13 protein-coding genes and 1 pseudogene are annotated in these 20,932 nt (G+C 59.4%); 12 read left to right on the top strand and 2 right to left on the bottom strand.

The window, feature by feature from the left end:
* Positions 1 to 203: 203 nt before the first annotated feature.
* The 3 genes and pseudogenes from rpiA to gor all read left to right on the top strand — a co-directional run bounded on the left by rpiA (position 204) and on the right by gor (position 3,006).
* On the top strand, positions 204 to 902 hold the full coding sequence (gene rpiA, locus AC0L7L_RS05720) for a ribose-5-phosphate isomerase RpiA (RefSeq protein WP_473512610.1): 699 nt from the start codon (positions 204 to 206) through the stop codon (positions 900 to 902).
* Positions 903 to 915: 13 nt separating this feature from the next.
* On the top strand, positions 916 to 1,449 hold the full coding sequence (locus AC0L7L_RS05725; protein WP_473512612.1) for a DUF2059 domain-containing protein: 534 nt from the start codon (positions 916 to 918) through the stop codon (positions 1,447 to 1,449).
* A 170-nt stretch (positions 1,450 to 1,619) separates the two neighbouring features.
* Positions 1,620 to 3,006, top strand: a pseudogene (gene gor, locus AC0L7L_RS05730) (glutathione-disulfide reductase).
* 51 nt (positions 3,007 to 3,057) lie between these two features.
* Here the strand turns inward: gor and AC0L7L_RS05735 are convergent.
* On the bottom strand, positions 3,058 to 3,195 hold the full coding sequence (locus AC0L7L_RS05735; RefSeq protein WP_272210782.1) for a hypothetical protein: 138 nt from the start codon (positions 3,193 to 3,195) through the stop codon (positions 3,058 to 3,060).
* Between the two features lie 159 nt (positions 3,196 to 3,354).
* Between AC0L7L_RS05735 and AC0L7L_RS05740 the strand changes: the two genes are divergently transcribed.
* The 9 genes from AC0L7L_RS05740 to AC0L7L_RS05780 all read left to right on the top strand — a co-directional run bounded on the left by AC0L7L_RS05740 (position 3,355) and on the right by AC0L7L_RS05780 (position 14,054).
* Positions 3,355 to 4,218 (top strand): LysR family transcriptional regulator, encoded by an 864-nt coding sequence (locus AC0L7L_RS05740; protein ID WP_473512615.1) that lies wholly within the window; start codon positions 3,355 to 3,357, stop codon positions 4,216 to 4,218.
* A 104-nt stretch (positions 4,219 to 4,322) separates the two neighbouring features.
* Entirely contained in the window at positions 4,323 to 5,702 is a 1,380-nt protein-coding gene (locus tag AC0L7L_RS05745; protein ID WP_473512617.1) for a class II 3-deoxy-7-phosphoheptulonate synthase, read from the top strand.
* A 350-nt stretch (positions 5,703 to 6,052) separates the two neighbouring features.
* Complete coding sequence (locus AC0L7L_RS05750) at positions 6,053 to 7,717, top strand: NAD+ synthase (protein WP_473512619.1); 1,665 nt, start codon at positions 6,053 to 6,055, stop codon at positions 7,715 to 7,717.
* Between the two features lie 25 nt (positions 7,718 to 7,742).
* Complete coding sequence (locus tag AC0L7L_RS05755) at positions 7,743 to 8,570, top strand: TolB family protein (RefSeq protein WP_473512621.1); 828 nt, start codon at positions 7,743 to 7,745, stop codon at positions 8,568 to 8,570.
* A 106-nt stretch (positions 8,571 to 8,676) separates the two neighbouring features.
* The gene (locus tag AC0L7L_RS05760) at positions 8,677 to 9,510 is read left to right on the top strand and encodes a UDP-2,3-diacylglucosamine diphosphatase (protein ID WP_473512623.1); all 834 of its coding nucleotides are present in this window, start codon (positions 8,677 to 8,679) and stop codon (positions 9,508 to 9,510) included.
* Positions 9,511 to 9,963: 453 nt separating this feature from the next.
* Entirely contained in the window at positions 9,964 to 11,064 is a 1,101-nt protein-coding gene (locus tag AC0L7L_RS05765) for an ABC transporter permease (protein ID WP_473512626.1), read from the top strand.
* A gap of 34 nt (positions 11,065 to 11,098) precedes the next feature.
* Entirely contained in the window at positions 11,099 to 11,890 is a 792-nt protein-coding gene (locus AC0L7L_RS05770) for an ABC transporter ATP-binding protein (RefSeq protein WP_473513793.1), read from the top strand.
* Positions 11,891 to 11,899: 9 nt separating this feature from the next.
* Positions 11,900 to 13,270, top strand: coding sequence for an MlaD family protein (locus tag AC0L7L_RS05775; protein ID WP_272210789.1), 1,371 nt, complete (start codon positions 11,900 to 11,902; stop codon positions 13,268 to 13,270).
* A gap of 154 nt (positions 13,271 to 13,424) precedes the next feature.
* Positions 13,425 to 14,054 carry an ABC-type transport auxiliary lipoprotein family protein gene (locus AC0L7L_RS05780; RefSeq protein WP_272210790.1) on the top strand — a complete coding sequence of 210 codons (630 nt, stop codon included), beginning with the start codon at positions 13,425 to 13,427 and terminating at the stop codon, positions 14,052 to 14,054.
* A gap of 134 nt (positions 14,055 to 14,188) precedes the next feature.
* Here AC0L7L_RS05780 and AC0L7L_RS05785 read toward each other — a convergent pair whose 3' ends face one another.
* Positions 14,189 to 20,581 (bottom strand): apolipoprotein A-IV repeat region-like domain-containing protein, encoded by a 6,393-nt coding sequence (locus AC0L7L_RS05785; protein ID WP_473512633.1) that lies wholly within the window; start codon positions 20,579 to 20,581, stop codon positions 14,189 to 14,191.
* Between the last annotated feature and the right edge of the window lie 351 nt (positions 20,582 to 20,932).

The raw sequence follows: 20,932 nt of genomic DNA on the forward strand, positions 1-20,932 counted from the left end.
CGCTTTTGCTGGCGATTCGGGAGGCGATGACCAGCGCGCGCAAATCGGCACGAAGTTTGCACTGGATTGTGGTTTGCAATATTCGTGTCTTCACAGTGATGCTATCCATTTGAGCCGAAGCCGAGGCTTCTTGCAAAAGGACTTTTGTTTAGCGCCTGTGGCGTGTAAACACCTTACCGTAAATCAGAAGGAGCATGTGACGCATGGACGCGCGTCAATTGAAAATCAAGGCAGCTGAAACAGCGCTTGGATATGTCGAGGACGGAATGCGCCTTGGCATTGGAACTGGCAGCACCGCGCGTGAATTCGTCGCGTTGCTCGGTGAAAAGGTGGCGAACGGCTTCAATGTCACCGGAGTGCCAACATCCGAAGCCACCGCACGCCAGTGCCTTGAGCTCGGTATCGAGGTCCGGTCTCTGGACGAATCGCCCGAGCTTGACCTCACCATCGATGGCGCCGACGAGATTGACCCGGCGCTTAGCCTGATCAAGGGCGGCGGCGGAGCTCTTCTCAGGGAAAAAATCGTTGCCTCGGCTTCCAGGGCGATGATCGTGATTGCTGATGAAACCAAGGTGGTTGACCAACTCGGTGCCTTTCCGCTTCCCATCGAGGTAATGCCGTTCGGGCTGGGCGCGACACGTCTTGCCATCGAAAAGACAGCTTCGCGCCTCGACCTTTCCGGTACGCTCGATCTTCGCCGCTCCGGTGATGGCCCGTTCATGACGGATGGTGGGCATTACATTATCGATGCATCATTTGGCCGCATTCACGATGCAGAGGCTCTTTCTGTGGCGCTGAGCATTATCCCGGGCGTAGTGGAGCACGGGTTGTTTATCGATATAGCGACGCTGGCCATAGTTGCATCCGACAATGGCGTGCGTACACTCAAAGCAACAGAGTAGACAGGAGTCCTTTATGAGATTTCACACCAAGATCGGCCGTTCCGTGGCCGTTGCCGCCACGGTCGTGGGACTTGGCGCCTTTTCCGTTGCTTCGGCGCAGGATGTTTCGCCCGAACATCAAGCCGCGGCCAAGGCCGCGCTCAACGCACTGGGGATCAATTCCCAGTTCGACGAAATCCTGCCCAACCAGGCGGATCTCGTGCAGGCACAGCTGACGCAGGTTTACCCTAATTATCATACGCTGATCGATGAAGTGGTAACCGATACGGCGATAGCGCTGGCCGCACGTCGTGCTGACCTCGAAAACGAAGGCGCGCAGATTTACGCCAACATCTTTACACAAGCAGAGCTGGAAGAACTGGCGGCGTTCTACAGTTCCGAGCTTGGCCAGAAGTTCATCCAGTATGGCCCGATCGCGTCGCGCGAACTCAGCCAGGCCGGAGACATCTGGGCGCGTGGCATTGCTCGCGACCTGAATCAGCAGGCGCAGGAGGAACTGAACCGGCGCATTGCCGAGCAGGCGGGCGAAGCACCGGCCGCTCAATAGTCTACAAAGACAACCGCCATTTGCTTTTGAGGGCGTGCCACCGGCGCGCCCTTTGCCATTTTGAATCTGTGATGCGCCATGCCTTGTCTTCTCCCTTTATTTTTGGGCTGAAGTCGCCATATCTAGGCGCGACGAAATTTGACACATTTATTTCCAGAAGGAGCCTCCCGATGTCCGCTTTTGATTTTGATCTTTTTGTTATTGGCGGCGGTTCAGGGGGTGCGTGCGGCAAGGCTGGCGGCCGGTCTTGGCAAGCGGGTGGCCATTGCAGAGGAATACCGCTTCGGTGGTACCTGTGTCATTCGCGGTTGCGTACCCAAAAAACTCTTTGTCTATGCGTCCCAGTATCCCGAGCATTTCGAGGATGCCGAGGGTTATGGTTGGCATGTCGGTGAGCGCAGTTTCTCCTGGCCGAAGCTGATTGCCGCCAAGGACAAGGAAATCACCCGCCTCGAGGGGCTTTACCGCAAAGGGCTGGAAAACGCAGGGGCTGAAATTCTGGAAAGCCGTGCCGAAATCATCGGCCCGCACCGCCTGCGGCTGAGCGCTTCGGGGCAGGAAGTGACAGCGGAACGGATCCTGATTGCCGTTGGCGGTGCGCCCAACCCCCACCCGGAAATGGCGGGCTCTGAGCTCTGCATCTCCTCCAACGAAGCTTTCAATCTCGAAGAACTGCCGAAGTCGATCGCGATCACCGGTGGCGGCTATATTGCTGTCGAATTCGCAAATATCTTCAACGGTCTCGGTGTTGATACCACGCTGGTTTATCGTGGATCGGAAATCCTGCGCGGTTTCGACATGGATATGCGCACCAATTTGCGCGAGGCGATGGAGCAGAAGGGCATTCGCGTGGTCTGCCGCGACACTATTCTCGATGTTGCACAGGCTGCCGACGGCCGCCTGAAGGCAGAGACCAAGCAGGGCCACGTCTTCAATGTCGACACGGTGATGATGGCGCTGGGGCGTCTTCCCAACACCAAGGGGCTGGGGCTCGAATCGGTCGGTGTCGAGACTGATGCCAAGGGCGCGATCCTCGTTGACGACTATTCGCGCACCAATGTCGATCATATCTTTGCGCTCGGCGATGTGACCGATCGTGTTCAACTGACTCCTGTCGCGATCCACGAGGCGATGTGTTTCATCGAGACCGAATACAAGGATAACCCTGTCACGCCCGACCATGACCTGATCGCGACGGCTGTGTTCTCGCAGCCGGAAATCGGCACGGTCGGCCTTGCGGAAGACGTGGCGGCAGAGCGCTATGACGAGTTGGAGGTCTACCTCGCTAAATTCCGCCCGATGAAGGCGACGCTTTCGGGCCGCGACGAGCGGACGGTGATGAAGCTGATCGTCAATGCGGCCGACCGCAAGGTTGTCGGTGCCCATATTCTTGGTCATGAGGCCGGCGAAATGGCGCAGCTGATCGGCGTCGCGCTGAAAGGCGGCTGCACCAAGGATGATTTCGACCGCACCATGGCCGTGCATCCGACGGCCTCTGAAGAGCTTGTGACAATGTATCAGCCTTCCTATCGCGTCAAAAAGGGCGAACGGGCCTGAGCACCCGTACAGAGGTGGCCGGCGCCTGCGATGGCGCCGGACCTTGCTGGTTCAGCGGTGACGCAATAACCGGCTGATGAGGTTTGCGATCCATTGATGCCCACGCCAGTCTTCGCTCTCCAGCGGATCGGCCAGCGAAGGCTTCGGTTGTGTGCGGTGATTCCGGGTGACGGAAATCCAGTCGATCATGGGATTCTCTTCTCTTGCTTCGTTGTACCCAAGACCTAGGCTGTTGTTTTCTAAGGCTGTAGAGTTGCCGATGAAACGTCCGTTTCAGCCGTGAAAGGTTCATTGCCTTTGCCGTCGGTTTATACTCGCCGGTGTGCATCATTTTCGGAAAGAGGCAGAATGGCGGATCCGAACTGGGATGATCTTCAGCTCTTTCATGTGGTGGCGGAACTTGGCGGCCTGAGCGCCGCTGCTCAACGCACCGGCCTTTCCGCGCCCACAATCGGCAGGCGCATGCTGGCGCTGGAGCGCACGCTCGGGCGTGCGCTGTTCCTGAGGTCACAGCGCGGCTACCGGCTTGCCCATGATGGTGAAATGCTGTTCGAGCGCGTCAGCGGCATGCAGGCGGTCGCCGACGCGATTGCCGAATGGCACAGCGATGCCTTCGCCATGCCCTGGGTGTCGATCGCTGTCGATAGCTGGCTCTCGGGCTTTGTTGCCGATCATGTGCTCGATATCAAAGGGCCGGAAGACGGCTTTCGCATCTGCCTCAGCTCTGCGGGGCCGTCATTGGCGCTCGCCTTCCGTGAGGCCGATGTCGCGGTTCTGGCGGCGCGGCCCGACAGCGGAAACTTGGCCGTGCGCCGGGCCGGTGCCATGGCCTATGCCGTCTATCGCCGCCACGACCTGGGCGGTGAGGAACTGCCGTGGGTTTCGATGGGAACCGGCTCTGCCGTGTCTGCGTCCGACCGCTGGGTTTTCGAGAACCACGAATCCGGGATTACCAATTGGACAGAGGATCGCGACCTGCTCGCACGCCTGATTGCCGGTGGCGCGGGGCAGGGCGTTTTGCCGGTTCACGCGGGCGACAGCAACGCGGCGCTCGAACGCGTCGGCGATATCGTCGATGAACTCAGTCACCCGCTCTTCATCATCGCCAATGACGATGATCGGCACAGGCCGGAAGTGCGGATGGTGATCGAACGTCTCGCGGCCCTGATCAAGGCAAACAGCGGCTTGCTTTGCGGCGAAACGGGCGGTTGATGCGCGGGTATACAAAAATGCGAGAAACGTCTATAAGCGCGCCAAAATCGGGAGAGAGGCGTGTCGGGCTTTTGCAGCCGGACGGCAAGGACAGGTGAACAATTATGGACAGTGCAATGAACTGGACACCGGGTAGCTGGCGGAAGAAACCCATTCTGCAGGTGCCGGAATATCCCGACGCTGAAAAGCTCGCAGATGCCGAGGCTGCGCTTGCAACATATCCGCCGCTGGTGTTTGCTGGCGAGGCGCGCCGGCTGACGCGTGCGCTCGGTGAAGTGGCCGAGGGCCGCGGTTTTCTGCTGCAGGGCGGCGATTGCGCCGAAAGTTTCGCCGAGCACGGCGCCGATACAATCCGCGATTTTTTCCGCGCATTCCTGCAGATGGCGGTGGTGCTGACATTTGGCGCCCAGCAGCCGGTGGTCAAGGTTGGCCGCATTGCCGGGCAGTTTGCCAAGCCGCGTTCGTCTTCGAATGAAACCATCGACGGCGTAACGCTGCCGAGCTATCGCGGCGATATAATCAACGGCATCGACTTCACCGAGGGTGCCCGGATCCCCGATCCGCAGCGCCAGCTCATGGCCTATCGCCAGTCGGCGGCGACGCTGAACCTGTTGCGCGCCTTTTCCATGGGCGGCTATGCCAATCTGGAAAACGTGCATCAGTGGATGCTCGGCTTTGTCAAGGACAGCCCCCAGGGCGAACGCTACCAGAAGCTCGCTGACCGGCTTTCCGAAACGATGTCGTTCATGCGCGCCATCGGCATCAAGGCTGCGGACAATCACGCACTGAGCGAGACCGATTTCTTCACCAGCCATGAAGCGCTGCTGCTCGGCTATGAAGAGGCGCTGACCCGCGTCGATTCGACGTCGGGCGACTGGTACGCAACGTCGGGTCATATGATCTGGGTCGGTGACCGTACGCGTCAGGCCGATCATGCGCATATCGAATATGTGCGGGGCATCAAGAACCCGCTCGGCCTCAAGTGCGGTCCCTCGCTCGCCGAGGACGACCTGCTTCGGCTGATCGACACGCTCAACCCGCAAAACGAGGCTGGTCGCCTGACGCTGATCTGCCGTTTCGGCCATGACAAGGTCGCCGACCATCTGCCGCGCCTTATCCGCGCGGTCGAACGCGAGGGCAAAAAAGTTGTGTGGTCCTGCGACCCGATGCACGGCAACACGATCACGCTGAACTCGTACAAGACGCGGCCGTTCGAGCGGATCCTGTCGGAGGTCGAGAGCTTCTTCCAGATTCACCGTTCGGAAGGCAGCTATCCCGGCGGTATCCATATCGAAATGACCGGCAATAACGTGACCGAGTGCACCGGTGGTGCATGGGCGCTGACGGGCGACGACCTGCACGACCGCTATCACACCCATTGTGACCCGCGTCTCAACGCCGACCAGGCGCTGGAGCTCGCCTTCCTGCTCGCCGAGCGGATGAAGACGGCTTACGATGAAAAGAAGCTCGCAATCAACGCGTGAAAGAATGCGGCGCGATGCGCCGCTTCCTCTGCCGGCCTTGATCATGCGCCTGTTTAGCCCTCGGCCTTGAGCCGGGGCCTACTGCCTTTCTGCATGGCTGGCCTCGGCGGCGGTCTTTAGCCGTTGTCACACCGGATCCAAACCCCGCTACGGATCATGCAACAAACGCAAACGGATGCTCGCCCGCGCATGAGGTGCGCGGCGGTGGAGTGTTGCCGAGCGCTTTGGTTCTTCCCGCCTGCCCATGCCTTATTCGCTGACTTGCGCTATATTGCGGTTTGATTTTTCGGGCAAAACATGGTGTCCATGGCACCGCCGTTTCTTCACCCCAGCAACAAGCGGAAAACAGCATGACCCCCGATCGCATGAAAATCGCTCTCGTCCAGCTCAACCCGACAGTTGGCGATATTGTCGGCAACCTCGAGAAATTGCGGGCGGCCCGCAAAAAAGCCGCCGATGCCGGCGCGGACCTTGTGCTTTCGACCGAGCTGTTCATCTCCGGCTATCAGCCGGAAGATCTGGTGATGAAGCCCGCTTTTCTTGCCGCCTGTCTCAAGGCCGTCGAGGCGCTCGCCGCCGATACGGCTGATGGCGGACCGGGTGTTATCGTCGGTTTTCCCCGCAAGGGTGAGGCCGGCCGCTATAATTCCGTTGCGGTGCTGGATGGCGGTGAGATCATTGCCATCCGCGACAAGGTCGACCTGCCGAACTATGGCGAATTTGACGAGAAGCGCGTGTTCCTGCCCGGTGAAATGCCGGGACCGGTGAGCTTTCGCGGTGTCAGGATCGGCATTCCGATCTGTGAGGATATCTGGGGTGATCTCGGCGTTTGTGAAACGCTGGCTGAGAGCGGCGCAGAGCTGCTGCTGTCGCCCAATGGCTCGCCCTATTATCGTGGCAAGGTCGACGTGCGCCATCAGGTAGTGCTGAAGCAGGTGATCGAGACCGGGCTGCCGCTCGTTTATCTCAACACAGTTGGCGGACAGGATGAACTGGTGTTCGACGGCGGCAGTTTCGGCTTTAACGCCGACAAGGCGCTGGCTTTCCAGATGCCGCAATTTGTCGAGGATATCGCGATCTCCGAATGGCAGCGCGGCGTTGATGGCTGGGGTATTGTCGGTGGCAAGGTGTCCGCGCTGCCGATCGGCGAGGCCTCCGATTACCGGGCCTGCGTGCTGGGCTTTGCCGACTACGTCAACAAAAACGGCTTCAAGAGCGTGGTGCTTGGCCTTTCCGGCGGGATCGATTCGGCAATCTGTGCCGCGATTGCTGTCGATGCGCTCGGCGCGGAGCGGGTGCACTGCGTGATGCTGCCCTATCGCTACACCTCGGAGGAATCGCTGTCCGACGCCGCTGCCTGCGCCAAAGCGCTCGGCTGCCGCTATGACATCGTGGCGATCGAGGAGCCCGTCAGCGGCTTCCTGTCGGCACTTGAGGGTCTGTTCGAGGGCACTGAAGAGGGCATTACCGAGGAAAACCTGCAAAGCCGCACCCGTGGCACCATTTTGATGGCGATTTCGAACAAGTTCGGCGCCATGGTGGTCACCACCGGCAACAAGTCGGAAATGTCGGTCGGTTACGCCACGCTCTACGGCGACATGAACGGCGGCTTCAACCCGATCAAGGACCTCTACAAGATGCAGGTCTATGGCGTTGCTGCCTGGCGCAATACCGAGCGGCCGGACGGCATGCACGGGCCTGAAACGAACGCCATTCCGCAAAACATCATCGACAAGGCACCGTCTGCCGAGCTGCGGCCCGACCAGACCGACCAGGATTCGCTGCCGCCCTATCCGGTGCTGGATGATATCCTCGAATGCCTGGTGGAGCAGGAGATGTCGGTGGACGCGATCGTCGAACGCGGGCATGACGCGGAAACGGTGCACCGCATCGAGCATTTGCTCTATATTGCCGAATACAAGCGCCGCCAGTCCGCACCGGGTGTGAAGATCACCCGCAAGAATTTCGGCCGCGACCGGCGCTACCCGATCACCAACCGGTTTCGGGACCGGTAGAACCGACCAAGCCGGGGAGGGGCTTATGCGCAGTTCAGTTGAGATCTTCGATTTTGCCACGGGCGAACAGCGCGTGGTGTTTCAGTCCGAGGGGGTGATTGAGGCGCCGAACTGGTCGCCGGACGGGCGTTATCTGATGGTCAATAGCGATGGTCTGGTCTATCGCCTGCCGCTCGCGGGTGCTCCACGGCTTGAGAAGATCGATACCGGCTTTGCCAGCGCTTGCAACAACGATCATGGCATTTCTCCCGACGGCAAGACGATAGCGATTTCCGACAAGTGCGAATTCGGCAAGTCCGCGATCTACACACTGCCGGCGTCAGGTGGCACGCCGAAGCTCGTGACCCGCAACCTGCCATCCTACTGGCACGGCTGGTCGCCCGATGGCGCGCGCTTTGCCTATTGCGGCATTCGCGACGATGTCTTCGATATCTACACGATTGCAGCCGACGGCGGCGAGGAGACCCGGCTGACGGCGGGCGAGGGGCGCAATGACGGCCCGGATTACAGCTTTGACGGCGAATGGATCTATTTCAATTCCTCGCGCACCGGCCTTATGCAGATATGGTGCGTTCATCCCGATGGCTCCGGGCTGCAGCAGCTGACCTTCGACAATTTCGGCAACTGGTTCGCCCACCCATCGCCCAAAAATGACCGGGTGATCCTGATTTCCTATGCCCCCGACGTCTTCGATCATCCGCGTGACAAAGATGTGGAGGTTCGGGTGATGGATCCGGACGGCGGCAATCTGACCACGCTGTTTGCGCTCTTCGGCGGGCAGGGCACCATGAATTCACCCAACTGGTCGCCGGACGGCGCGGCCTTTGCTTACGTCCGCTATTTTCCTGCCTGAATGCCGCGCAGAGAACACCTGTCATCAAGCTGAAATACGACTCGTGTTTTAAGGGTGCCATCCATGGATGCACAGGGGCCGCCGGGGGATATGGCGGGTTGAGGCGATGGAACCCAGACAGTTCAGAACACTTTTCATTTCCGACCTTCATCTCGGGTCGAAGGCCGCTAAGGCCGAATTTCTTCTCGACTTCATGCGCCATCACGAGGCTGAGACCATCGTGCTTGTGGGCGACATCATTGATGGCTGGCGGCTGAAACGCAGCTGGTACTGGCCGCAGTCCTGCAACGACGTGGTGCAGAAGATGCTGCGCAAGGCCCGCAAGGGCACACGCATCGTCTATATTCCGGGCAATCATGACGAATTCCTGCGTGACTTCCCCGGCACCCACTTCGGAGGGGTCGAGGTGGCCGAACGGATGATCTTCGAGGCTGCTGACGGCAAGAAATATCTGGTCATCCACGGCGATGAATTCGACGTCGTCGTTCGTCATGCCCGCATTGTCGCCTATCTCGGCGACTGGGCCTATGATGCGGCGATTGCCATCAACCAGGTGCTGGCGGCGGTGCGGCGCAAACTTGGCATGCCCTATTGGTCGTTTTCAGCCTGGGCCAAGCTGCAGGTCAAACATGCTGTCAATTTCATCGGCGAGTTTCAGCGCGTTGTCGTTGAAGAGGCGCGAAGGAACGAGGTCGACGGGGTCATCTGCGGCCACATCCACCATGCGGTGATGGAGGATATGGACGGTATCCGCTATATCAATACCGGTGATTGGGTCGAAAGCTGCACGGCGATTGCGGAGCACTTCGACGGAAGCTTCGAGCTGATCAACTGGCAGAAGATCGAAGGCGTTGATGAGGCCGGACCGACTGAGGCAGAAGCGGAGGACCTGAGTTCTCTGATCCTTGCCGCCAAGGCCAAGGCGCGCGCGGCGGCCTGACATCTCTGCGCCATGCCTGCTGCCGCTGGAACGGGGGCGGCCAGACCCGGATGCGCCGCCTGCCACCGGGAATTTTGATGGCGGTCAACTCTCGGAGACGCTGTACCGGAAGAGTTTTTCGCGCGGGCACCATCCCTGCCTGGCCGGCAGAACCGCTTCAATTTGATCCTGAGCCGCTCTAGGTCCTTCAAAACACTTGCAATCTCTATCCGGTCATGAAAAGCCTAATGTCGGTCATGATCGCGGTTGATCGTCACGATTGTGTCCAGCGACCGTTTGGTCGGCTTATTTCCGGCTGGATACCACGGGCGCGGACTGGCCGGGTCTCCGCCGTCTGCTTGGTGGGCTGGCTGCGGCGCATTCAGGCGCGTAAAACTGGATAATTGCATTTGCAGAACGCGGACAGAAACGAAAGCCTCCCTGACGGTTGAGCCCGGAGACGGCGGAGCGGCCATGACCCTTTTTCTTCAAGGGTATTGGACGGCGCGTTACGCGCGGCCGCTGAGTGGTGAAATCGAACAGCTTGGCGCTCGTCTCGGCGGGGCGCGTGGGACGGCGGTTGTTGACCTCTCTAGGTTGGAGCAGCTTGATACCGCTGGTGCCTGGATGATTCGCGAGGTTCAGGCAGAATGTCGGGCCGCCGGGCTTGAGACCGAGATTGCCGGGATGGACAGCCGTGTCTCGGATCTGATGGAAGCTATTCCCGAGACCCTGCCGGAGCCGGAGAAAGCAACGTCCAAGCCGGGGCGCAACCTGTTTGAGCTGGTTCTTGACCCGATGGGCAAATCGGCGGCTGCCGCCGGGCGCGATGTCTATCGCGGAGTGGGCTATTTCGGTGCACTGTTCCTCGGTCTGAAAGCACTTTTTTCCAGGGGCGGCGGCGTCAACATGGCTGCAGTTACCGCCCAGCTTGATCATATGGGCGTGCGCGCGGTGCCGATCATCGCGCTGATGTCGTTCTTGGTCGGTGCCATTATCGCCCAGCAGGGCGCTTTTCAGCTCAGCTATTTTGGCGCGGAACTGTTCGTTGTCGACCTTGTCGGCATTCTGCAGCTGCGTGAGATCGGTGTGCTTTTGACCGCGATCATGATTGCCGGCCGTTCCGGTAGCGCGATCACTGCTGAAATCGGGGCCATGCGTATGCGCGAGGAAATCGACGCGCTCAGGGTCATGGGGTTTGACCCGGTCTCTGTTTTGGTGTTTCCGCGGATGCTGGCGCTGCTGATTGCGCTGCCGCTTCTGACGATACTTGCCAATTTTGCTGCCCTTCTGGGCGCTGTGGTGGTTCTTGACGTCTATTCGGGCATCACTCTGGAAACCTTCATGCAACGCTTCCATGAGGCCGTCGATATAGCCGACGTGATCTCAGGTATGCTGAAGGCACCGGTGATGGCGCTGATCATCGCTATCATCGCCTCACTTGAGGGCATGAAGGTTGGCGGCAGCGCGGAATCGCTCGGTCAGAAGGTCACGGCCTCGGTCGTGAAATCGATTTTCGTGGTGATTCTGGCTGACGGCATTTTTGCCATTTTCTACGCGGCGATAGATTATTGAGGAATGAACGGTGAACGGTGGATCCGAAGACAGGATGGACGAGGGACGGGAGCGCATATTGAGCGTGCGCGGCCTGACCGTGGGCTTCGGCGGGCCGACCGTGCTTGAAAACCTCGATCTCGACGTTTATCGCGGAGAGATCCTCGGGTTTGTCGGCGGCTCCGGTACCGGTAAATCCGTATTGATGCGCACGGTTTTGAGGTTGAACGCGCGCCAGGCCGGCTCGATTTCGATCTTCGGCAGGGATTTCGACGGTCTGAGCTATGCCGACCGGCTGGCGGTTGATACCCGCGTCGGTGTGTTGTTTCAGCAGGGTGCTCTGTTTTCCGGTCTGACCGTGCTGGAAAACGTACAGGTGCCGATGCGGGAATATCTCGATCTGCCGACGGCGATGATGGATGATCTCGCCCGGCTGAAGATCGAACTGGTGGGTCTCAGGCCTGAGGCTGCGGAGCGTTACCCTTCCGAGCTTTCTGGTGGTATGATCAAGCGTGCGGCGCTTGCGCGCGCGCTGGCGCTTGACCCTGATCTGGTGTTTCTCGATGAGCCGACGTCAGGCCTTGATCCGATCGGCGCGGCCGAGTTTGACGAGCTGATTGCGCGGTTGCGTGACACGCTTGGCCTTACGGTTTATATGGTGACCCATGACCTCGACAGCCTGCACGCCGTATGTGACAGGATCGCGGTGCTTGGAAAGAAGAAGGTGCTGGTCGAGGGAACACTCGACAAGATGCTCGCCTTCGAAGACCCTTGGGTCCAGAGTTATTTCAAGGGCAAGAGGGCCCGCGCTATCTTCGAAAACACGGCAGATGGCCAACAGCGTTGACGGGCAGGCATGGAAACCAAAGCTAACTATACCATCGTCGGGTTTTTCGTTCTTCTGGTGCTGACCGCCGCGGGAGGCTTCGTCTTCTGGCTCCAGGAATACGGGCGCCAGGGGCCGATCGCCGAATTGATCGTGCGTATTCCGGGTTCGGCCAACGGGCTGAGCGTCGGTTCAGCCGTCAGGTTCAATGGCATTCAGGTCGGCTCGATCAAGCGTCTGGAAATCGATCCCAAGGATCCGCGCTTCACGATCGCGCGCACCGAGGTCAAGGCGGATACACCGGTTCATGACAGCACCACGGCCAAGCTTGAGCTGCAGGGGCTGACTGGGACAGGTTATATCGAACTTGCTGCGAACGGCCAGCAGGGCCCGAATATCCTCCAGGAGGCGCTGGAAAAAGATCAAGCTGCCGAACTGACGGCGGATAAATCTAGCCTTTCCAACCTGCTGACGACGGCCGACAGGATCATGAAACGTATCGATTCGACGGCAAGCGACGTGCAGAAACTTGTCGAGCAAATATCCCCGACACTGAATAAAACGGTCGACAACGTTGAGACGTTCACCGGAGCGCTCGCTGACAATTCCGACGAGATCGGCACATTCCTCGAGACGGTTGGTAAGCTTTCGAAAACGGTCGACAGTCTGTCGAGCCGGCTGGAGACCACGGTGGGGTCTCTGGACAAGGTGATCAAGGCCATAAATCCCGATGAAGTGGCCAGCATCATCAACAATGCCAACACGATTACCGCCAATGTCGCCGTCGCTTCCAAAAACCTCGACGGCGTGATCGATCAGTTCGGCAAAGCGGTTGATAGCTATAGCGTCTTTGGCAAGCAGGCTCAGGACGTGTTCAAGAAGGTCGATGTGATTGTGTCGTCGATCGACCCCGAAAAGGTCGGTACATCAGTTGATGACCTCTCGGTTGTGATGGCCGATGCCAAGCAAGCTGTGGCTTCGATCCGCGACGTCGCCGACAGCATCAATGCCAAGACACAGAACATCGATACCGCCATCGATAATGTCAGTGAGCTGTCCGTCAAGCTTAACCAGGCGTCGACGCGGGTCAACGATGTGCTGGCGAAGGTCGACAAACTGCTCGGTTCAGACAATATCGATTCACTTTCCGATCAGGCGCGCCAGACGTTGGCGGCGGTGAAGCAGGCGGCGGAAACGCTGAATGCGCGCATAGGCCCGATCACGGCCAACATCGAGAATTTTTCAGGCTCGGGGCTGCGGGATATCCGGGCGCTGGTGACAGACACGCGCAGGACCGTCGATACGCTCAACCGCACCATGAACTCGATCAGCAATGACCCGCAGCAGTTCATCTTCGGCTCTGACAACATGAAGACCTACGACGGCCGCAATCGCTACTGATATCTTCAGGGTTTTGATCCTCTACAGGGAAAAACCGGCGACCATGAACAATACGTGACCCTTCGGGAGAAAGTCACGACCAGACCTTTGCAATCCGGCTCTTTTGCCTTAGTTCAATTGAATTGAACGGATTAGCAGGTCCAGGAAGGACGGAATGATGTTATTTTCCGCGACTGACAGAGCCAGCGCCCTTGCGGGGCCTTTTGTCGGACTGGGTCTTGTCGTGGCAGCTCTCAGCGGCTGCGCTCTGAGGCCGCCGAGTGATACCTTTGATCTGACGGCGCAGGCTTCTACGCAGGTTTCAACGAACCGCGCGCGCACGGCGCGGCTTCAGCTGCTGGTGCCACCGCCATCGGCCATTCAGGTGCTTGATAATCGCGGCATCGTCGTCAGGCTTTCGGGATCAGAGCTTCGCTATCTCGCCAGTGCCCAGTGGAGCGATCTTCTGCCGGCTGTCGTGCAGGCGCGTCTTGTCGCGGGACTGGAGAATACCGGTCTCTTCGGCGGCGTCGGCATGCCCGGGCAAGGCCTTGCCATCGATTATCAGGTGGTGGTCGAGATCCGCGAGTTCGCGATCAAGGCTTCAGGACCGGGGACGGCGGATGTGGTGCTCTCCGTCAAGCTGCTTGATGACCGGACGGGTGTCGTCAGGGATCAGCGGCTGTTTTCAAGCAGCGTTGGCGTAAATGCCTCTGCTTCAAGCGGTGTCCTTGTCGCCGCTCTCGATAATGCTTTTTCCCAGGTTCAGGCCGAGATTGTCAGCTGGATCGCCGAGACGCTGTGATCGCTGCTGCATTCGCGTTCCGCGCTCGAATGCTGAAGGCCTGGTAAGGCGGCCAATCTGGTTAACATGAAACATCAAAAAAGGGCGGCCTCTCTGAGCCGCCCTTTTTCATGTCCGTATGCCTGCCGGCGTTGTTATTTTAGACGGCCGGCTGCGTGTGCGAGCATGGTGTAGACCTTACCGGTATCAGACGTCAGGTAGGACTGAACGGCTGCCCGGTCGCGGTTCTTGCGCATCACATCGGAGAGAAGCTTCTCGAAGTCGCCGATATAGCGGTCGACGGAGGTGCGGAACTCCCGATCACCATCGTATTTCGCCTTGATTTCGTCGAAGGTGCGCTGTCCCTTCAGCGTATAGAGCCGGCGCGTGAATACATCGCGCTCGCCCTGCTGGTAGCGGTGCCAGAGCTCGACAGAGGCGTCGTGGTCGATCGCCCGGGCGATGTCGACCGAAAGCGAGTTGAGCGAGTCGACCACCTGGTTGGGCTTGCGGTCGCTGGCTGTTACCTGGCTCGTGCGGCTTCCGCCTTTAGGTTGGTCCCGCTGGCCGGCTTCTTCACGCGCTGCGGCACGCAGGAGGTCGCTGATCCACCCTTCGCCACCGGGCGCGCTGCCAGCTGTTGTCCGGGTGACCGCCTGCTGGCGGGGTTCACGCGGCATAGTCGACCGAAGGTCGGGTGTCGCCATACCCAGCGAACCGGCCGGCGGGCTCGCAAGGGGCCGCTCCTTCGGTTCTTCCGTTTTTGCCGCCGTGCTGCGTGGCGTCTGCGGTGCGGAAATCTGCGAGCGCGAGGTGGATATCATGGACGAGATGTCCTGGAGGGCGCGGATCTGGTCTTCCACGGCCTTGCGCATGGCCTGCGCGCTTTCGCGTGCCTCTTCTGGCATGTCGTGGATACCGCGCTTGACTGCTTCGCGGGTTTGGTCGAGTTCGGTCCGGATTTCCGCAGAAATCCGCTCGATTTCCTGCGTCGCCCCAGAGAAACGCTTGGCGGCGTCTTCCACAGTGCCGCGCATGGTTTCAGCGACGTTTTCGGACATGGTCTGCGCTTCGCGGCCGGTCTTATCCATCGAAGCGGCAACGGCTGCGGCAACGGCCTTCAGCCCCTTGTCGATTTCCTGCGAGCGCTCGGCCAGGCCGTCGGAGAGGAGACCAAGCGCTTGCTGCCGTTCGGAAAGCGTGTTCGCAAGGTTTGATTGCGCAGACTCGATCAGGTTGGAGGCCCGGTCAAGCACGCTGGCATGGCTTTCGATCTGGGAAACCAGCCCATGGACGGTTTCCAGAGCGGTCGCGGCGCTGTCGTCGAGCGCATCGACCTTGCTGCCGAGCAGCTTGCTCGAATCTGCAAGCGACGCGGAAGAGCGTTGTGCCGTTTCGTTGATACGGTTCGCAGTTGTATTGAGCTGCTCGTCGGCTGAGGACAGGCGGGCTGCCGCCTGGTCGACGACACTGGCAAGCATCTGATGGCTCTGGCTCAGATGGGTGACCAGCGCTTCCACATTGCCGGCAAGGGCGTTTCCATCATGACGCAGCTGTTCGCTGCTTTCCTCGGAAGCCTTGCGGATTCGCTCGGCGGCGAGGCGGCCTGTTTCGCCGTAGCTATCGATGAGCGGACGTGCCTTTTCGTCGATCAGGGAACTCAGTTCGGTCGTATGGCCCGCCAGCATCGAGTTCATGTCGCGGGCGCGCTCGTCAAGAGCGGTTCCCACGGCCTCGCTGCGTGCTGTCAGCACCTTGTCGACCGTACCGAGAGTTTCCTCAAGTGCTGCCATTTGGGCACCGAGGCTTTCCCGCAGAGACTGCGCCCGTTCGGTCATCGAGCGTTCGGAACTCTCCAACTGTTGGGCAAGCATGTCGGAGCTTCCGGCAATACCGCTGTTCAGGCGTTCTCCGCGTTCGGCGAGAAGGCGTTCGGCATCACCCATGGTCCGCCGGATGGTTTCGATCTGGTTGTCGATCCGATCGCTGGTCGCCGAGATGATTTCGGAAATGCGTGTGCTGTTTTCAGAAGCGTATTCACCCGCAGCGGCAGCCTGATTGGCAAGCTCCGCTTGCATTTCTCGGGCCCGTTCGAAAATGGCATGGGCTGAGGTTTCCATGCCCTGGCGAGCGCCGTTGACCGCATCGGAGATCCGATCGGTAAAACTCTGGCTTGCTGTTTCAAGCTTCATGCGGGCGTCTTCCGCATCGCGGCTCATATCTGCCGAGGTTTCGGAAACTGTATCCCTGATGCGACCGGCAAGCTCCGCAACCCGACGATCCATTGTCTCGTTGATATTGCCGAGCCCGGTGTCGAGCGCGCTTTCAAGATTGGTGAAGCGCGTGTCGATGTGATTCTGGCCGTGTTCCAGGGTTGCCGCAATCGCGCTGCGGCGCGCGTCGAGTGTCTGGTTGAGCCTGTCGGTAGCGGCTGTGCTGGTGGCTTCGATCATGCGGGATTTTTCATCCAGCATGCCACCGATGCGCTCGTCCATCTGTGTTGCAGCCATCACGAAAGCATTCTCATGGGTCAGCAGCGTATCACTCAGCCGCTCCGAGGCGGCGGCACTTGCAGCCTCGATCATCTGGGACTTTTCATCCAGCATGCCACCGATGCGCTCGTCCATCTGTGTTGCGGCCATCACGAAAGCATTCTCATGGGTCAGCAGCGTCTCGTTCAGCCGTTCCGAGGCGGCGGCACTTGCAGCCTCGATCATCTGGGACTTTTCATCCAGCATGCCACCGATGCGCTCGTCCATCTGTGTTGCAGCCATCACGAAAGCGTTCTCATGGGTCAGCAGCGTCTCGTTCAGCCGTTCCGAGGCGGCGGCACTTGCAGCCTCGATCATCTGGGACTTTTCACCCAGCATGCCACCGATGCGCTCATCCATCTGTGTTGCGGTCAGCGCGAAAGCATTCTCATGGGTCAGCAGCGTATCACTCAGCCGTTCCGAGGCGGCGGCACTTGCAGCCTCGATCATCTGGGACTTTTCATCCAGCATGCCACCGATGCGTTCATCAAGCTTGTTCCCGGCCATCACGAAGGCATTTTCACGGGTCAACAGGGTTTCGTTCAGCCGGTCGAAAACGACACTGCCGCTCTCTTCAAACCGTCTGGTGTTCTGCTCCATGGTTTCAGAAATGCGGTCGTGGACCGCTTTGCCTGAAGCGGCAAGGCGCTCGGCTGCCTCATCGGTTGCGTGCTCAAAAGCGGCGCTGCGTTCGGAAAGGGTTTTCTCAAGCTGCGTTTGCGTCGTCTCTCCGGTTTCGGCAAGCCGTTCAATGTGATGGGAAAGCGAAGAGGTAAGACGGCTTTCGACAGCCCCACCGGTGGTTTCAATAGTCGTTGCGTGATCGTTGAGCGCCTTGTTCAGACGGCGGCCAGTGTCTTCAGCCAGTCCCTCGATCCGCAGCGCGCCTTTCTCGACAGCCTCTCCGTGACGCTCGAGGCTTTCGCCGAGCGCGCCGAAGGATGTTTCGACCCGCTCGGTCATGGTCTTTGCCGACTCGCTGATGAGGCCTGCGGCAGTGGAGACTTTACCGGCGATCGCGCCAGCTGAATCACGCAGACGCCCTTCAAGTGCCATGCCGGCTTTGTCGATCGTGTCGCGCAGGGCCGATTCGCGGCCCTCCAGCGACATTTCGAGCATGCTGCTTGACGCGGCGATGGTTGCCGAAATGCTGGTGGTCTCTTCCGTCAGAATGCCGGAGATGTTCGTGCTGGCCTGGCTCAGCTTTTCCTCGAGCGCACCGGTTCCTTCGCGTAGCGCGTCTTCGAGGTGGCTTTGTCCCTGCTGATAGGCGTTGCGAATGCGTTCCTCACGCGCTGCGAACGTGCGGGAAACCTGGTCGTCGATATCGGATATCCGTTTATCGAGCGTTGTGGTCTGCTCAACGACCGTTTCGTGAAGCCGGGCGGCAACCTGCTCATAGGAGCCGGTAAGCCGTGTCTGGCTATCCGAAAGCGTTTCGTTGAGGCGGGCCGTGGTGGAATCGAGCGTCTGGGCGATGCTGTCTTCGCTGGTCGAAAGCGTCGTCGCGAGCGCGATGGAATGATCGTTCAGGCGGTCTTCGAGGCGCTGCTGAGCGTTGTCGAGTGTCGCTCCCACGCGCACACCTGCCTGGCCGACGGTTTCTCCGAGCCTTTGCTCATGCTGATCAAGGGTCTGCTCGAGAGACGACTGGGCCGACGACAGTGTATGCGACAGCTGGCCCGCCTTTTCTTCAAGTTGGGCCTCAAGGTGTTCGGTGGCGCCGGAAAGGGCCGAGGTGATATTTGCTTCGCCGCTGCCGAGCCTATCCGTGAACTGTGTCAGCTCCCTGTCGAAATGGCCGGTCGCGTCGGAAATGGCCTGACCAAGCCGGTCCTGGCCGCTGCGCAGTGTTCCCTCAAGTTTGGTTGAGCTGGATTCGATGGTCTGCCCGAAAGTTTCCTCGGCTGCCGAAAGTGTGGCGGCAAGCATGAGGGACTGCTCATTCATCTGTTCGCCGAGCCGCTCCGAAGCAGCCGAGATTGCGGCGGTGATGCCGGTCTCGCCGTCGCCGACGCGTTCGTTGAACCGGCCGAGCTGCAGGTCGATTCGCTCTGATGCCTCCGATAGCGATCCGTCGAGGCGCTCGGCGCCTTCTCGCATTTTGCTCTCGACAAGTGCTGCATGCGAACCGAGTGACAGCGCGAAGGTTTCCTCGCTTGTGGAAAGCGTCGTCGCCAGCATGATTGCCTGATCGTTCATGCGATCGCCAAGACGGTCTCCGGCCTCCGAGAGCGTCGTTCCGATATTGGCTTCACCATCGGTGATCTGCCGGTTGAAGCGTGCGAGCTTGTCGTCCAGGCGGGTTGATGCCTCGCCGAAGACCTGTTCAAGCCGACCATGTTCCCGGTCGAATGTGTCGCCGATCTCCTCGGAGCGGGCCTTGATTGACAGGTCTAGCGTTTCGGTGCTCGCCGAAAGGACGGTCGCCAATGAAAGCGTGTGTTCGGTCATCCGGTCCTGAAGGCGATCCGATGCTGCCGACAGAAGCGAATCAATACTGGACTCACCTTCGCTGAAGGTCTGGTTGAAGCGGCCCAGCGTGTTATCGATGCGGCTTTCGAGTGTGTTGCCGCTGCCTTCGAGGGCGCTGGTAAAGCCGTCGAGCCTGCCGTCGATATCGGTGCTGAGGCGCGAAAGGGTTGCCTCCAGACGCTGATCCACATATTCGCGGCGTTCTTCCACTTGGCGGCTGATTTCCGCTTCGGTTTCGCTGATCTTCTGGTTGAAGCTGGCCTGTGTCTCGCTCAGCGTTGTCGAAAGTCCGCCGACGACGCGTTCAAGCGCGGCATTCATGGACCCTTCGCTGGTTTCTGCAACTTCGCGCAACGCTTCGGTGCGTTTTGCGAGCATTTCGTCGAGCGCGCTTCCGCTTGTTTCTAGAGCAGAAGTCAGATGCTCGGTTTCCTGGTTAAGCGCAGTTGCGCTGGCGTGGAAATCGGAGATCAGCGTGCGTCCGCGTTCGTCAAAACGCGTGCCGAGGTCGTCAAAGCGCTTGTCGAACAGTTCGGAGAGCGCACCATAGCTGCGGTCGAATTCACTTCTCAGGGCGCTTGAACGATCTTCGAGAAGGTCGCCGATGCTTGAAACGGCCCTGGAGGTGTTTTCGTCGATCATGGCTGCGCGGGTTTCCAGCATCTCTGCCACACCGTCGCCGGCCGTGCTCACCTTGCGGGTGAGTTCTTCCATCACAGTTGTGATCTCGTTTCTGAGTTGATCATTGCTGCCCAGAATCGATGTCTTGAGCCGCTCGGCGTGAGTGACCACGGCTTCGCGCTCGGCGGAAAGCTCCTGCACAAGATTTCGCACGCGCATCTCGTTGTCAGCGTAGCTGCGCTCGAGCGCATTGACTTCAGAGTGAACGATGTTTTCGAGCTCGGAAGCGCGGGCGATGGTGCGCTCGATACCCTCGTTCATGGCATAGACTTCGCGACGGACGGCCTGGCTGACACTGCGGACCTGCTGGGCAGCGTTTTCGTCCGGATCTGAAAGCCGCAGTGCGACCTCAGCCATCGAGCGGGCGGCCTCCTGCATGTCGCGGGCGCGCGCCAGCATGATATTGTAGGCATAGAACACGAAGATCGGTGCAACGGTGAGGGCTGCTGCAAGGCCGATCCCGTCGATACTCAATATATCGGCGAACGAGGTTGCGTTGAAGATCTGGCTGCCGAACGCTACCAGCGAACCGGCTATGCCAACACTGAGCCAGCCAGCCGACATGATTGTGGAATTCCGCAGCGCCTTGACTGTCGAACGACGTTCAAAAGCGCGCAGCACACGTTGCGATGACAGGAAGCCGGGATCGTTGGCGGGTCGGAAGGCAGGTGATTTGGGCCTCGGAGCATTGGACTGACTGCTCTGCGGGCGGGCCGGTTCCTGACCCTCTGCTTCAGTATCCCTGGCCTCCGATGTTGCACCGGCATTCGAATCATTGTCCAACGTGTCCGGAGACAGCGCATTTTCAAGAGCATTGAGTGCCTGATCATCGAGCGAAGAGCCGCCAGATTGTTTCGCCATGGATACGCCTCGTGACACAAGGACCTTACCTTTGCGTCCGCGACATGCGAGACCCGCAAAGGAAGACCTGAAAACTCTTTCAGCCGCAAACCGGTCACTCCCCGAAGGGACATTCCGCAGTTTCCGGCACACATGTGAAATAGTGTCGAAATGCCTTTCTCACAGTGCCTCTCGCTTTGAAGAACAGCAGCAAAAGACGAGCAAATGTCTTCTATTTCAAGGGATTACCCCCGTTTCCAATCGCATATTCGCAAAGGCCGCACAACATTATCCGCGTCTGCAGCCTGGCAGCTGTGGATGAAGATCTGGACATAAGCAGCGATATGAACACCAAAAAGCGATCAAATTCCG

The organism is Martelella sp. K41-7, assembly GCF_055808365.1.

Bases quoted from the DNA above. Each gene is read 5' to 3' on its own strand.
- rpiA (WP_473512610.1), top strand. From the start codon at position 204: ATGGACGCGCGTCAATTGAAAATCAAGGCAGCTGAAACAGCGCTTGGA.
- AC0L7L_RS05725 (WP_473512612.1), top strand. From the start codon at position 916: ATGAGATTTCACACCAAGATCGGCCGTTCCGTGGCCGTTGCCGCCACG.
- AC0L7L_RS05735 (WP_272210782.1), bottom strand. From the start codon at position 3,195: ATGATCGACTGGATTTCCGTCACCCGGAATCACCGCACACAACCGAAG.
- AC0L7L_RS05740 (WP_473512615.1), top strand. From the start codon at position 3,355: ATGGCGGATCCGAACTGGGATGATCTTCAGCTCTTTCATGTGGTGGCG.
- AC0L7L_RS05745 (WP_473512617.1), top strand. From the start codon at position 4,323: ATGGACAGTGCAATGAACTGGACACCGGGTAGCTGGCGGAAGAAACCC.
- AC0L7L_RS05750 (WP_473512619.1), top strand. From the start codon at position 6,053: ATGACCCCCGATCGCATGAAAATCGCTCTCGTCCAGCTCAACCCGACA.
- AC0L7L_RS05755 (WP_473512621.1), top strand. From the start codon at position 7,743: ATGCGCAGTTCAGTTGAGATCTTCGATTTTGCCACGGGCGAACAGCGC.
- AC0L7L_RS05760 (WP_473512623.1), top strand. From the start codon at position 8,677: ATGGAACCCAGACAGTTCAGAACACTTTTCATTTCCGACCTTCATCTC.
- AC0L7L_RS05765 (WP_473512626.1), top strand. From the start codon at position 9,964: ATGACCCTTTTTCTTCAAGGGTATTGGACGGCGCGTTACGCGCGGCCG.
- AC0L7L_RS05770 (WP_473513793.1), top strand. From the start codon at position 11,099: ATGGACGAGGGACGGGAGCGCATATTGAGCGTGCGCGGCCTGACCGTG.
- AC0L7L_RS05775 (WP_272210789.1), top strand. From the start codon at position 11,900: ATGGAAACCAAAGCTAACTATACCATCGTCGGGTTTTTCGTTCTTCTG.
- AC0L7L_RS05780 (WP_272210790.1), top strand. From the start codon at position 13,425: ATGATGTTATTTTCCGCGACTGACAGAGCCAGCGCCCTTGCGGGGCCT.
- AC0L7L_RS05785 (WP_473512633.1), bottom strand. From the start codon at position 20,581: ATGGCGAAACAATCTGGCGGCTCTTCGCTCGATGATCAGGCACTCAAT.